We start from the raw sequence: 13467 nt of genomic DNA, 5'->3' as shown, positions 1-13467 counted from the left end.
GCGAGTAAGTAACACTTGCGTCACGTCATATTTTTCAGCGGAAAACCCTTGCGAAATGTTTGTTAGTACAGTTTACTAACTTTCATGGCAATCACCAGAGGACCTCTCCGCACACTCGAGGCAAGCGGCGCAGCACTCCCGGCCCACGGCCGTGCCCACAACCTCGCGCTCGTATTGAAGACCCTCCATGCGGATGGGGCCATGAGCCGCGCCGACCTCTCCCGCTCCCTGGGTTTGACCCGGGTCACCGTCTCGGACCTGGTTTCCGAGCTGCTTGAACGCGGGCATGCCCTCGAGCTCGGCCAGTCTGACGAGGTCCGCCCCGGCAAGCCTGCCATTCTGGTCGACGTCAACCGCCACGGCCTGCAGATCGTCGGCCTTGACCTGGCAGAGAACCAGGTCCTGCGCGCCGCAGTCCTGGACCTGGATGGCACCATCCTGCACCGTGCCGAACGAAGCTTGGACAACGAGACCGGCGAGGAAATCACCCGGCTCGTCCTGGAGCTGGCCACGGCCGCCGTTGCCCTGGCCACCGCTCCCCTGCTCGGCATCGGTGTCGGAACCCCCGGCATCGTGAACCCAGACGGGATGGTGCTCACGGCGCCGAACCTCGGCTGGAGCAACGTCCCGCTCCGCGCCCTGCTCCAGCAGCACACCGGTCTACCCACCCTCGTCTCCAACGATGCCGACGCGGCAGTCCACGCCGACTACACCTTCGGCACCGGCTCCAGCGACATGATCCTGGTCAAGGTCGGCCGCGGCGTCGGCTCCGGGCTGATCGTCGGCGGCCGCCGCGCCCTCGGCGCCCACTCCGCGGCGGGGGAAATCGGACACGTCACCGTCGGCACCGATGGCGGGGTCCCCTGCAAATGCGGCAAGACCGGCTGCCTCGAAACCTGGCTTTCCGTCCCCTCGCTGGAACGGGCCCTCGGACTCGCAGCCACCGGTTCCAGCCCCGCGGCCGATGCCGATGCAGTCCTGCAGACTGCCGGCGAGCGCCTGGCCATTGCCCTTGCCCCCGTCGCCGCCGCGTTGGATCTCTCGGAGGTCGTGCTCAGCGGCCCGATCCAGCTGCTCGACGGCATCCTGCGCGACAGCGTAGAGCAGACTCTGCGCTCTCGCATGCTGCCCCAGAACCCACCCCTGATTTCCGTTCGCCTCGCTGCCGAACCACAGGACATCGTCCTGCTCGGCGCGGCGGTCATGGTTCTTTGGAACCAGTTGGGAGTGGCCTGATCCGCCTCCTCGCTAGACCCTTCGCACGGGACCGTCAGCTTCGGTCCCATACCCCCTTCGAAAGGATCACCATGAAGAAGTTCCTCGGCATTGCGGCAATGACCGCAGCCGCGGCGCTGATGTTGTCCGCCTGTGGCGGATCGACAGCACCGACTGCCTCCAACACGAGTCCCGCCAGCCAGGAAGCGCCCGTCGACAACTCGGGCAAGAGCATTACCCTGTGGCTCAATGGCGGCGATACCGGCCCCGAGCTGCGCACCTACCTCACCGATACGTTCAAGAAGAACACCGGTGCCACGCTGAAGATCGAGGAGCAGGGCTGGGGCGATGTCGTCGCCAAGATGCTCACCGCCATGCCCGATCCGAAGAACACCCCGGACGTCGTGGAGGTCGGAAACACCACCTCGCCGACCTTCACCTATGCCAACGCGTTCCTGGACATCTCGGACATGTACACGGAATTGGGCGGCGGCAAACTGCTGCCCTCCTTCGTTGCTGCCGGCGCCGTCGATGAGAAGAAGTTCACCCTTCCCTACTACTTCGGCTCGCGATTCATGTTTACGCGCACGGACCTGTGGAAGGAAGCGGGCGTCGAAACTCCCACGACCCTCGATGAATTCAACGCTGCGGTGAAGACCATCACCGAGAAGAACCCTCGCGACATCAAGGACTTCTCCGGGTTCTTCCTCGGCGGCCAGGACTGGCGCAACGGCATTTCCTGGATCTTCGCCAACGGCGGCGATCTGGCCAAGAAGGACAACGGCCAGTGGGTCTCCACGCTCTCGGATCCGAACACGATCAAGGGCCTGGAACAGCTGCAGGACATCTACAAGAACGCTTCCAAGGCACCGGCAGACGCCAAGGATGTCTCCCCTTGGCTCTACATCAACGACGCCGACCAGATCCTGGACGAGAACGGCAAGCCCACCGGCAAGACCTCGCTCGCCGCAGCCACCATCATGGCACCGGGTTGGGCGCACTGGTCCATCGGCGATTCGGTCAAGGACCCGAAGACCGGCAAGGACATCCGCGAATGGAACGATAAGAAGTTCGGCACGCTGGTCCTGCCGGGCAACGACGGCAAGCCGGCACCGGTCTTTGCTGGCGGTTCCAACATCGGCATCTCCGCACAATCGCAGAACCCCGAACTGTCCAAGGAACTGATGCGCATCATCTTCTCCTCCGACTACCAGAGCATGCTCGGCAAGGCCGGCCTGGGCCCGGCAAACTCCGACTACGTTGAGGCACTGGGCACCGACCAGTTCGCCAAGGCACTGGTTGCCTCCGCTTCCAACTCGAAGCTGACCCCCGCCGCGCCGGGGTGGGCCACGGTCGAAAGCAAGATGATCATGGAAGAGTTCTTCGGCAAGCTCCGTGACAGCAGCGACCTGCCGGCCCTGGCCGCCGAGTACGATGCCAAGATCACCCCGATGCTCAACCTGAAATAACCCTCAAACGGTGGCCGGGGATTCGTTCCCGGTCACCGTTTTAATGCCCTCTCCGCTTTACCGGCCAGCGCCGCACCGAAAGGCCCACCATGTCCACGAATGCCCCGGCACCACCCCAAGCCAGGCAAAGGGTCGAGACACCCGCCGCGCAGCTGAAGACACCCCGGAAGAAGCGCACGTGGGTTGCACCGGTGCTGCTGATCCTTCCCTCGATCGTGGTCCTGATGGCCGCACTGGGGTACCCGATCGGCTGGCAGTTCATCACCAGCTTCAAGAAATTCGGCCTGCTGCAGCAGTTCGGCGCCGCACCGGAATGGGTCGGCTTCGCCAACTACATCGCCCTTCTCCAGGACCCGTACCTGTGGGTCGTGCTGGGACGCTCGCTGCTCTTCTGCCTGATCTGCGCCTTCTCCACGGTTGCCATCGGCGGCGGCCTGGCGATGCTGATGAAGCGCGTCGGCACCGCTGCCCGGCTCATCCTCCAGATCGCCATGCTGCTGGCCTGGTCGATGCCCGTGGTCGCGACCATGACCGTCTGGATCTGGCTGGTCGACTGGCGCCGCGGCGTGCTGAACTGGGTGCTGGACAAGTTCGGTGCCGACTCCATTGGACACAACTGGCTGGCCAGTCCGGTGACCTTCTTTGCCATCGCCGTGGTCATCGTAGTCTGGATGTCCGTCCCTTTTGTTGCGCTGAGCATCTACGCCGGGCTTACCCAGGTCTCGGCCGAGGTCCTCGAAGCCGCCGAAATGGACGGCGCCACCGGCTGGCAGCGGACCCGGCTGATTGTGATGCCGTTGATTGCACCGGTGCTTTCGATCGTGCTGCTGCTGCAGCTGATCTGGGACCTGCGCGTCTTTACCCAGATCAAACTGCTGCAGGAGGCCGGCGGCACGGCCAGCGAAACCAACATGCTCGGCACCTATATCTACCAACTGGGTGTTGGGTCAGGGGACTTCGGAACGGCCAGCGCCGTATCGATCCTCATGCTCATCATCACCGTTGCCATCAGCTGGTACTACGTACGCTCGCTGATGAAGGAGGAAAACTAACATGAGCCTGAAATCCGTCGCCACCAGCTTCTACACCCTGCTCGCCGTGGTCATTGCCCTGGCTTGGGCCTTCCCGGTGTACTGGATGCTGAATTCCTCCCTGCTGCCGAATTCCACGCTGCAGTCCCTCACCCCGACATTCCTGCCCTTCGGCGGCTCGCTGGACAACTTCACCTCGGTCTTCAAGCACAACGATGGCAGCTTCTTCACCGCCCTGGGCATCTCGCTGACCGTCACGCTGAGCACGGTGGCGATCGTGCTGTTCATTGCCTTCCTCGGCGCGCTGGCCATTTCCCGGTTCCGTTTCAAGGGCCGCAAGTCCTTCATCCTGGCCCTGCTGCTGATCCAGATGCTCCCCGCCGAGGGCATGTTCATCGCCCAGTACAAGATGATGTCCTCAGTGGGCATGCTCAACAACGTGATTGGGCTGACCGTGCTCTATACAGCGGCAGTGGTGCCATTCACCATCTGGATGCTGCGTGGATTCGTCGCCGGCGTCCCCGCCGAGCTGGAGGAGGCTGCCATGGTCGACGGGCTCTCGCGTACGCAGGCCTTCCTGCGCATCACCTTCCCGCTGCTGGCTCCGGGGCTGGTCGCCTCCGGCGTCTACGCATTCCTGCAGGCCTGGAACGAGTTCACCGTCGCGCTGGTGCTCATGGACGGCGAGAACCAGACATTGCCGTTGTGGCTGCGCGGCTTCGTGCAATCAAGCGCCACCCGCGAAACCGACTGGGGAATGGTCATGGCGGCCTCGACGCTGGTCGCAGTCCCCGTCATCATCTTCTTCCTCCTGGTCCAGTCCAAGATGAGCTCCGGGCTCGTCGGCGGCGCGGTGAAAGGCTAACCATGTCGACTCCCACCACCGACCCACGGGTCCTCGCCGCCGGCACGCTGATGCCCGGCTTCAGCGGTACCACCACCCCCGCGTGGGTGGCCCGCGCGCTGGCCGGCGGGCTGGCCTCCATCGCCCTCTACGGAACGAATCTCGAATCCTCCACGCAGTTGCGCGAACTCTGCGCCGAACTGCGCTCACTGGCCCCGGACCTGCTGCTTGCCGTAGACGAGGAGGGTGGGGACGTCACCCGCCTGCACTACCTCACCGGCTCCAACCAGCCCGGAAACGCCTTGCTGGGGCGGATCAACGACCCGGCGCTGACCGAGGCCAGCGCGGCGGCCATCGGCGCCGAGCTGGCCGGCTACGGAATCAATCTGAACCTGGCCCCCGATGCCGATGTTAACTCCACCCCGGAAAACCCCGTCATCGGCGTACGCAGCTTCGGGGCGGACCCCGGGCTGGTCGCCGCCCACACCAGCGCCTGGATCCGCGGGATCGAGGGGGCAGGCGTGGCATCGTGCTCCAAGCACTTCCCCGGCCACGGGGACACTGCCACCGACTCGCACCTGGCCCTGCCGCGCCTGGATGTCGATGCCGCACTGCTTCACGAGCGCGAACTGGCCCCGTTCCGGGCCGTGGTGACCTGCAACGGCGCCAGCATCATGACCAGCCACATCCTGGTCGATGCGCTGGACCCGGTGAATCCAGCCACCTTCTCGAGCGCGATCCTGGGCGACCTGCTGCGCACCTCGATGGGCTTCACGGGCGCCGTCATCACCGATGCCCTGGACATGGCCGGAGCCAGCGCGGACACCGGGATCCCCGAGGCCGCCGTCCGCGCCCTGGCCGCCGGGGCGGACCTGCTCTGCCTCGGTTCGGAAACCACCGAAGAAACCTACACGCACTGTCTGGACGCCATCGTCGCCGCGGTGGCCTCGGACCGGTTGCCGATCGAACGCCTGCAAGACGCTGCCCGACGCACCGCCGTGCTGGCCGGGGCCTTCCCCGCGGGGTCCCCGCAGAGCGGTGGGACGGTGCCAACCGCGGAGGTCATCGCCACGGCGTTCGAACTCTGCGATACGGTGTCCGGCTGGATCGCGGATCCCGCCCCGGCGGCCCTGATACAGGTCGATTCGGCCGCGAACATGGCCGTCGGCTCCGTGCCCTGGGGGCCGGCCGCCACCGGTGGCGGGCGCACCGAGGAGCAGCTTGGCGGTGGGGAGAAGGTCGCGCTGATTGGCCGGAACCTCGACGCCGACCACCCGCTGTGGGCAGTGCGGGACCGCTTGTCCCGCGCTGGACACCGGGTGCTGGTCGTCGAATGCGGCTGGCCGCGGGGCAATGCCGACGTGGTGACCTTTGGCGCCTCGCTCTCCGTTTCCCGCGCCCTGGCCCAGCTGCTCGGATCCGTGGACGTGGACGTGGCGACATGAGGCTGGGTCTGGACATCGGCGGAACCAAGACGGCCGCGGCCATCGTGCGCGACGACGGGACGGTGGCGGCGCTGTGCACGGCCCGCTCCGGATACGGTCCACGCCAGGTGGTCCAGGTGGCGGCCGCACTGGCCCGCCAAGCCATCGCCGAGACCGGTTCGATCCGGCCGGCATCCGCCGGGGCCTGTATGCCGGGCCTCGTCGAACCATCCACCGGCATGGTCCGCCATGCGGTGAACCTGGGGGTCACGGGGCTGAACCTCGCCGTCGAGCTCGAGGCCGAACTGGGCTACGCGGTGGCGGTCGAAAACGACGTGAAGGCGGCAGCGCTGGGCGCCGACCAGCTGATGGCGGCCCGCACGGGCCTGCGCGGCCCGGGAACCGGGCTGTACCGCGCCACGACCCACCGGACCCTGGCCTACCTGAACATCGGCACCGGTCTGGCCGCCGCCGTGGTCCGCGACGGAGAAGTCCTGCGCGGCCTCGACGGCGTCGTCGGGGAAATCGGACACCTGCCCATGGGCGGGGATGCCCGGTGCAAATGCGGCCAGACCGGCTGCCTGGAAACCCTCGCCTCGGGTTCGGCCCTGGACCGGCTCTGGGCCCAGCCCCGGGGCCGCGATCCGTTCGCTGCCGGCGCCGCCGGCGACGAGCAGGCGGCGGCCGCCGCACGGGTCCTGTGCACCGGAATCGCGCTGTCGCTGCAGCTGCTCGTGCTGACCACCGGTGCCGACCGGATAGTGCTCGGCGGCGGACTGGTCGCATTGGGACCGGCGCTGAGGGACGGTATACGCTCGGAATTGGACCGCCGTGCCGACTCCTCCGAATTCGTTTCCTCGCTGGGTCTCGCCGAACGGTTCGAGTTGCTGCCCTCAGACGTTCCGGTGGCTGCCCTGGGTGCCGCATTGCTGCCGCACCACACCTAACAACAAAGGATTGACAGAGGTTATGGAAGTACTGATTGCCCAGGACCCCGCTGAGGCGGCAAAACGTGCCGCGGACGCCGTGTTGGACGGGCTGCGGCGCGTCGATGGCCATCGGCTGGTGCTCGGACTGGCCACCGGGTCCTCCCCGCTGGGGCTCTACGCCGAGCTCGCCGCCGCCGTGGCCCGCGGTGACGTCGATTTCTCCGAAACGCTGGGCTTCGCCCTCGACGAATACATCGGGATCGCACCCGACCGGGAACAGTCCTACCGCCAGACCCTGCTCAACGATGTCTGCAAGGTCATCGGCTTGCCCGAAGCCAACCTGAACGTGCCCGATGGCATGGGCGCCGCGCGCGCGGAGATCGCCGCCGCCGCCGCCGCCTACGACGCGAAGATCGCCGCGGTGGGCGGCATTGACGTACAGATCCTGGGCATCGGCACCAACGGCCATGTGGGCTTCAACGAGCCCGGATCCTCGCTGGCATCACGTACCCGGATCATGCGTCTGGCCAACCAGACCCGCGAGGACAACGCCCGCTTCTTCGCAGGTATCGGCCACGTCCCCACCCACTGCGTCACCCAGGGCCTGGGTACGCTGCGCGAAGCGCGCCGGCTGGTGCTCATCGCCACCGGTGCCGCCAAGGCCGAGGCAGTGGCGGCTGCCATCGAGGGACCGCTGACCGCGTCCTGCCCGGCCTCGGTACTGCAGCTGCACCCCGACGTGGTGATCTGCCTCGATGAGGCCGCCGCCTCCGGTCTGCGGAACCGCGAGTACTACGACGCCTCGGCGCTCGGCTTCCAGGTCACCGTCTAGGACTTATCGAGCGCGCACGCACAGAGGCCCGCCTCCCGGTACCGGGAAGCGGGCCTCTGTGCGTGCGGCACCGGGTCGTCGAGGAGGGCCCCGGTGCCGCACGGGGCCTACCGGCCGAGCATCGCGTCCGAAACCACGGGCGTGGCATTGTGGTTGAAATTCGACCCCTCCGAGGGGAGCATCGGATGTGCCGGCGGGCGGGCATCGAGCTTGTCCAGTGCGCGGCTCAGATCCTCGAGCAGCATCTGGGCCATGTCCAGGCTGAAGCCGCGCCGCACGATGACCCGCTGCACGGCAACCTCCTCCTGGGCCGGCGGCAGCGTGTAGGCCGGGACCAGCCAACCGCGCATGCGCAGCTCGTCGGCCAGGTCGAACAGGCTGTGCGCGTGCTCCCCCGAATCATGCTTCCAGGTGACGGCCGGGATGCCATGATCCGGCTGGCCCTCGAAGACCATCTCAAAGCGGCCCAGCGCTGCTATCTCCCGGGCCAGATAGGCGGCCACTTCGTAGGCGGTGCCCTGTACCTTGGCATAGCCCTCGCGGCCCAGGCGCAGGAAGTTGTAGTACGAGCAGATAACTTGTCCCCCGGGCCGGGAGAAGTTCAGGTTGAAGGTCGGCATTTCCCCGCCCAGGTAGTTGACCTTGAAAATCAGCTCTTCGGGAAGGTCAGCCCTCTCGCGCCAGATTGCCCAGCCGCTGCCCAGCGGCGCCAGCCCGGTCTTGTGCCCGGACACGTTGATCGATTTGACCCGCGGGAGCCGGAAATCCCAGATCACCTCCGGTGCGCAGAAGGGTGCGACGAACCCGCCCGATGCCGCATCGACGTGCAGCGGGATATCCAGCCCGGTGCGTTCCTGGAAACCGTCCAGGGCGGCGCTGATGCCCGCCACGTCCTCGAACATCCCGGTGAAGGTCTGGCCAAACGTGGAAACCACGGCAATAGTGTTCTCGTCCACCGCTGCGAGCACCTCCTCGGGCGTGAGCAGGTACCGGTCGTTCATGGGAACCTGACGCAGCTCCACATCAAAGTAGCGGGCGAACTTTTCCCAGCAGACCTGGACCGAACCGCTGACGATGTTCGGTGTCGCATGTTCCAGCCCGGCGGCCTGGCGCCTGGCCTTCCACCGCCATTTGGCGGCCAGCCCGCTCATCATCGCCGCTTCGCTGGAACCGATGGTGCTGGTGCCCATGCTGCCAGCCGGGTCCGGAGCATGGAAGAGGTCAGCCAGCATGTGCACGCAGCGGTTTTCCAGCTCGGCTGCCTGCGGGTACTCGTCCTTGTCCACGATGTTCTTGTCTATGGATTCGGCCATCAGCGCCTGCGCCTCCGGCTCGATCCAGGTGGAGCAGAACGTGGCCAGGTTCATCCGAGAGACCCCGTCCAGCAGCAATTCGTCGTGGACCAGCTGGTAGATGGCCCGTGGGTCGGCTTCCGCTTCGGGGAAGCCCTTGCGCGGTGCCGGGGCACGGAGCGCCGAGCTGGAATAGACATCGTCATAGGGATTGAACGGCACATTCCGATCGGTCATCGGCTACTCCCACTTCAGGGGGTGCAAGGCTGCCCCGGGCTTGGCGTGCCCCGGCCAGGGCAGCCATGCTCCCCAGAGTACGTCCCCCGTTCTCCGTTGTCCCGGGTGGTTCTCCCGGGTGGTTCTTCCCTCGCGGCCGTCCCCCGTGGCGACCTCCGCTAGCCGGCCCGGCCCCGGGGCGGGTGCAGCAGCGAGAAGTCAACGTAGCCGGCGGCCTGCCAGCCCGGGTCGGACTCCGGGCGCAGCACCGGGACACCGGATTCCTCCGCGATCAGGGCGCCGGCGGACCAGTCGTGCTCGCCGGTGCCGTACTCGGCATAGGCGTCGATGGTTCCGTCAGCGACCAGGCACAGATCGAGGGCGGCCGAGCCGATCCGGCGGATATTTGCGAAGCCCGGCAGCAGATCTGCCAGCACGCCGAGCTGGAATTTGCGCCGTTCGGCATCATAGCCGAAACCGCTGGCCAGGATCCTTGCCGTTTCCCCGGGGTCGGGCCCGTGCAGCCGACGCACGGCGAGGTGGCCGACCCCGCCGGCATCAGCCAGCCAGGCGCCCCGTCCGCGGGAGGCCCAGTAGGTTTGGCCCAAGGCCGGGGCCTGCACCACGCCGGCGAGCCAGGCGGTTTCCCCGTTGCCGTCGGGCGCAGGCCCGGCCACCGCCACTGATGTCGCGTAGTAGCGGATCCCGCGCACGAAGTTCGCCGTGCCATCCAGCGGGTCGATGGACCAGCGGTAGTCGCTGGGGGTCTGCGGAACGGTGCTGCCGTATTCCTCGCCGGTGATCGCATCGTGGGGCCGGGCGGCTGTGATGACTTCGCGCACCGCCTGTTCGGCAGCGCGGTCGTAGCCGGTGACCCAGTCCCCTGCCGCGCTCTTGGTTTCGGTGTCGATGTGGACCCCGCTCCGCTCGGCGAGCACGGCGGCGCCAGCCGCGGCCGCCGTCCGGGCGATGGCCAGCAGTTCCTCGATGTCCGGTGCGCCCATGGTCTACTCCCTGTCCGTTTCCGTGTCGTTACCGGTGTCGTCGACGCCGGGGGCCCCGTCGGCGAAGGCCGCCGGTCCATGCTCCAGCAGGGCCAGGAACCCTTCCTCGTCGAGCACCGGAACGCCGAGGCTGACCGCCTTGTCCAGCTTCGATCCGGCCGCATCGCCTGCCACCAGGAAGCTGGTGTTCTTGGAGACCGATCCTGCGCCCTTGCCGCCGCGGGTGATGATGGCCTCCTTGGCCTCGTCGCGGCTGAAGTTCGGCAGCGTGCCGGTGACCACGATGCTCAGCCCCTCCAGCGTGCGCGGCGTCGATGCATCAAGCGCGTCGGCCATCAGGACGCCATCGGACTTCCATTGCCCGACGATCCCACGATGCCAGTCGACGTCGAACCACTCGATGAGCGCGTCGGCGATGATCGGCCCGAGGCCATCGATGTCGGCCAGGTGCGTGCGTGCCTCCGGGTCCTCCAGCGCCTTGGTAAGCGCCTCCATGTTCCCGTACCGGGTGGCCAGCGCGCGTGAAGCGGTGGGCCCCACATGCCTGATCGACAGCGCCACCAGCACCCGCCACAGCGGTTGCGACTTGGCCTTTTCCAGCTCCTCGAAGAGCTTGAGCGTGGTCTTGGACGGTACCGATTCCTTCTTCGACGTCGCCTTCGTGTAGAAGTACGGGACCTGGTGGAAGCGCCCGGTGCCCTCGCCCTTGGCCCGGATTTCCCGCCACACCACCACCTCGGCCAGCGACTCGCGCAGCGCCGGATCGGGGTTGCCCGCCGCCAGCGCAAAGACCTGGGAATCGTTGGTCAACGGGCCCGGTCCGGCGGGGGCAATCACGCTGCCGTTGGCGGACGGGTCCGGACCGGGTCCCACAGTCAGGGCCTGCGCTGCCTCGTAACCCAGCGCCTCGATGTCGAACGCGCCGCGCGAGCCCAGGTGCGCCACGCGTTCGGTGAGCTGGATCGGGCAGGAGCGGGCATTCAGGCAGCGGATGTCGATGTCGCCCTCCTTCGCCGGGGCAAGCGGTTCGCCGCAGGAGGGGCAGTTTTCGGGCATCACGAAGTCGCGAAGCAGCTGCTCGCGGCCCTCGCGCAGTGCCAGCACCGGGCCGACGATCTCGGGGATCACGTCGCCGGCCTTGCGCAGGATCACGATGTCGCCGATTTTCACGCCCTTGGCCTTGACCACGTCCTGGTTGTGCAGGGTTGCCCGTTCGACGGTGGAACCGGCGACCAGCACCGGTGCCATGATCCCGAACGGCGTGACCCGCCCGGTGCGCCCGACCTGGACCTGGATGTCCAGCAGCTCGGTGTGGACCTCCTCCGGCGGGTACTTGTAGGCCACCGACCAGCGCGGGACACGCGAGGTGAAGCCCAGTGCGCGCTGGATCTCGAAGGAGTCGGTCTTCACCACGATGCCGTCGATCTCATGGAGCAGGTCGTGGCGGTGGGCACCGTTCTCCTCGATGTACGCCAGCACCTGCTCGATCGAGTCGACGACCCTGGAGTACGGGGAGACGGGCAGGCCCCAAGAGCGCAGCAGCTCGTACGTTTCGGACTGGGTGGTGGAAGCCAGGCCCTCGCGGGCACCGATGCCGTGCACGAACATCCGCAGCGGTCGCTTGGCCGTCTCGGCCGGGTCCTTCTGCCGCAGCGAGCCGGCGGCGGCGTTGCGCGGGTTCGCGAGCTGGGCCTTGCCTGCCTCAAGCAGTGCAGCGTTGAATTCGGCAAACGCCTGCGAGGGGATGAAGATCTCCCCGCGGATCTCGACCTCGGCGGGCCAGCCGGAACCGGACAGCTGGACCGGGATGTCCTTAATGGTGAGCACGTTGTGGGTGACGTCCTCGCCGGTGGTCCCATCGCCGCGGGTGGCGGCGCGCACCAGCTTGCCGTTGCGGTAGAGCAGGTTGATGGCCAGGCCGTCGATCTTCACCTCGCAGAGCCAGCGCAGCCGCTCCCCGGGTGCCTGGATGGCGGCGTTGGCTGCAGCCTTGTCGGCCCACGCGGTGACCTCTTCGAGCGAGAATACATCCTCCAGCGAGTACATCCGGCTCAGGTGCGTGACCGGGGAGAACGCGGCGGAGACCTCCCCGCCAACCTCCTGGGTGGGCGAATCATGGGAGACAATGCCGGGGTGCAGTGCCTCGATTTCTTCCAGCCGGGAGTACAGCACATCGAATTCGGCATCGGAGACCAACGGGTTGTCTTCGTTGTAGTACGCGAAGCGGTACCTGCGCACGTCCTCGACGAGTTTCTCGTATTCGGTGCGTAGGGACTCCGGGAGCAGCCCGATGTCCGCGGGCTGCGTGCCGCCCTGGTCGGCGGGGATCTGATCTGCTGTGTTCAGCTCGTTCTCACTCACTGAACCATCTTGCCCCATTGCGCCGACGCGCGGGTGGATCCGGGCACCGGCGGGCCGCAAACCGGACCATTTGCAGGGGGGGACAATGCCTGCGGCACCTGCCGGAGCGCCGCGTGCGGCTCCCGCTGCGGCGTTCAGTCGGCGGCGGGCGCCACGTCCAGCAACGGCAGGTCGGCCGGGGTGACCAGGTGCGAGGTGACGGCGTGTTCCACCAACCGGGCGCGGCGATTGGTGGCCAGGCGCCCGGTCCCGCCGCGCAACCCGGCGACACCTGACTTGTCCAGCTTCTCGCACACGTTATCGAGCTTGCGGTTGAATTTGGTGATCGGCCAGCCCAGCCGGGCCGCCGCCGCCGCCGAGGACGGGATGGCGCTCATCGAGGTACCCTCGCGGCGCAGCATCGGTTCGGCCAGGGCCAGGATCACGGCGCGCTGCGACGGCGTCATCAGCACCGGGCCGATAGTGGTCTCCCCGTCGGCATCGTTCGGGTTCGACTCCTGTCGAAACGGCGGGGCCGTGACGTGCACCGCAAGCTCATAGGTGGTGGGGCCGGCGGTAAACACCACGTTGGTGCGGGTGAACACCAGCGGAATCCGGGCGCCGGGGGCGAGCCACGCCTGCATGCCCCCGGTGCCGTCGGTGACGGTCGCCGAGAGCCGGGAGCCGACGTTGGAGAGCCACCAGATCCCGTCGTAGCACGCCACCGTCAGGAAGCGGCGGTGCAGGTACGGGTTGTCGTCGATCTCCAGGTCGCCCTCGCGTCCGATCGCGAAGACCTGCTCATCGGCGACGGTGAACCACTCGCCGGCAAAATCAACAGCCACTGCCGATGCCGTGTCCATGTCGTCCT

The 13467-nt window shown here is 67.1% G+C and carries 11 protein-coding genes; 7 read left to right on the top strand and 4 right to left on the bottom strand.

The window, feature by feature from the left end; genetic code table 11:
• Window positions 1-201 precede the first annotated feature (201 nt).
• The 7 genes from E9229_RS10915 (at window position 202) to E9229_RS10885 (ending at window position 7744) form a co-directional block, all read left to right on the top strand.
• Complete coding sequence (locus E9229_RS10915) at window positions 202-1236, top strand: ROK family transcriptional regulator (protein WP_246380472.1); 1035 nt, start codon at window positions 202-204, stop codon at window positions 1234-1236.
• Window positions 1237-1307: 71 nt separating this feature from the next.
• Window positions 1308-2684: an extracellular solute-binding protein gene (locus tag E9229_RS10910; RefSeq protein WP_183511241.1), complete on the top strand. Its 1377-nt coding sequence runs from the start codon at window positions 1308-1310 to the stop codon at window positions 2682-2684.
• A gap of 89 nt (window positions 2685-2773) precedes the next feature.
• Entirely contained in the window at window positions 2774-3736 is a 963-nt protein-coding gene (locus E9229_RS10905) for a carbohydrate ABC transporter permease (RefSeq protein WP_183511240.1), read from the top strand.
• Between the two features lies 1 nt (window position 3737).
• Window positions 3738-4580 (top strand): carbohydrate ABC transporter permease, encoded by an 843-nt coding sequence (locus E9229_RS10900; protein ID WP_183511239.1) that lies wholly within the window; start codon window positions 3738-3740, stop codon window positions 4578-4580.
• A 2-nt stretch (window positions 4581-4582) separates the two neighbouring features.
• Window positions 4583-6004, top strand: coding sequence for a glycoside hydrolase family 3 protein (locus tag E9229_RS10895; RefSeq protein WP_183511238.1), 1422 nt, complete (start codon window positions 4583-4585; stop codon window positions 6002-6004).
• Complete coding sequence (locus E9229_RS10890; protein WP_183511236.1) at window positions 6001-6930, top strand: ROK family protein; 930 nt, start codon at window positions 6001-6003, stop codon at window positions 6928-6930. Before E9229_RS10895 ends, E9229_RS10890 begins: the two co-directional genes overlap by 4 nt.
• A 22-nt stretch (window positions 6931-6952) precedes the next feature.
• Entirely contained in the window at window positions 6953-7744 is a 792-nt protein-coding gene (locus E9229_RS10885) for a glucosamine-6-phosphate deaminase (protein WP_183511235.1), read from the top strand.
• A gap of 107 nt (window positions 7745-7851) precedes the next feature.
• Here E9229_RS10885 and E9229_RS10880 read toward each other — a convergent pair whose 3' ends face one another.
• The 4 genes from E9229_RS10880 to E9229_RS10865 form a co-directional block, all read right to left on the bottom strand.
• Entirely contained in the window at window positions 7852-9273 is a 1422-nt protein-coding gene (locus E9229_RS10880) for a glutamate decarboxylase (protein ID WP_183511234.1), read from the bottom strand.
• Between the two features lie 158 nt (window positions 9274-9431).
• Entirely contained in the window at window positions 9432-10256 is an 825-nt protein-coding gene (locus E9229_RS10875; protein ID WP_183511233.1) for an inositol monophosphatase family protein, read from the bottom strand.
• Window positions 10257-10259: 3 nt separating this feature from the next.
• A complete protein-coding gene (gene ligA / locus E9229_RS10870; protein WP_183511232.1) occupies window positions 10260-12635 on the bottom strand; it encodes an NAD-dependent DNA ligase LigA in 2376 nt (791 codons plus the stop codon).
• Between the two features lie 116 nt (window positions 12636-12751).
• A complete protein-coding gene (locus E9229_RS10865; RefSeq protein WP_183511231.1) occupies window positions 12752-13459 on the bottom strand; it encodes a hypothetical protein in 708 nt (235 codons plus the stop codon).
• Window positions 13460-13467: the final 8 nt, after the last annotated feature.

The organism is Paeniglutamicibacter cryotolerans (assembly GCF_014190875.1).
In the GTDB taxonomy this organism is placed as follows: domain Bacteria; phylum Actinomycetota; class Actinomycetes; order Actinomycetales; family Micrococcaceae; genus Paeniglutamicibacter; species Paeniglutamicibacter cryotolerans.
The sequence above is the reverse complement of the archived record's forward strand: the minus strand, read 5'-3'. Positions and strand labels throughout refer to the sequence as shown.

Coding starts and splice junctions, on each gene's coding strand:
- E9229_RS10890 (WP_183511236.1), top strand. CDS start 6,001: ATGAGGCTGGGTCTGGACATCGGCGGAACCAAGACGGCCGCGGCCATC.
- E9229_RS10905 (WP_183511240.1), top strand. CDS start 2,774: ATGTCCACGAATGCCCCGGCACCACCCCAAGCCAGGCAAAGGGTCGAG.
- E9229_RS10915 (WP_246380472.1), top strand. CDS start 202: ATGAGCCGCGCCGACCTCTCCCGCTCCCTGGGTTTGACCCGGGTCACC.
- E9229_RS10880 (WP_183511234.1), bottom strand. CDS start 9,273: ATGACCGATCGGAATGTGCCGTTCAATCCCTATGACGATGTCTATTCC.
- E9229_RS10895 (WP_183511238.1), top strand. CDS start 4,583: ATGTCGACTCCCACCACCGACCCACGGGTCCTCGCCGCCGGCACGCTG.
- E9229_RS10885 (WP_183511235.1), top strand. CDS start 6,953: ATGGAAGTACTGATTGCCCAGGACCCCGCTGAGGCGGCAAAACGTGCC.
- E9229_RS10900 (WP_183511239.1), top strand. CDS start 3,738: ATGAGCCTGAAATCCGTCGCCACCAGCTTCTACACCCTGCTCGCCGTG.
- E9229_RS10865 (WP_183511231.1), bottom strand. CDS start 13,459: ATGGACACGGCATCGGCAGTGGCTGTTGATTTTGCCGGCGAGTGGTTC.
- ligA (WP_183511232.1), bottom strand. CDS start 12,635: ATGGGGCAAGATGGTTCAGTGAGTGAGAACGAGCTGAACACAGCAGAT.
- E9229_RS10910 (WP_183511241.1), top strand. CDS start 1,308: ATGAAGAAGTTCCTCGGCATTGCGGCAATGACCGCAGCCGCGGCGCTG.
- E9229_RS10875 (WP_183511233.1), bottom strand. CDS start 10,256: ATGGGCGCACCGGACATCGAGGAACTGCTGGCCATCGCCCGGACGGCG.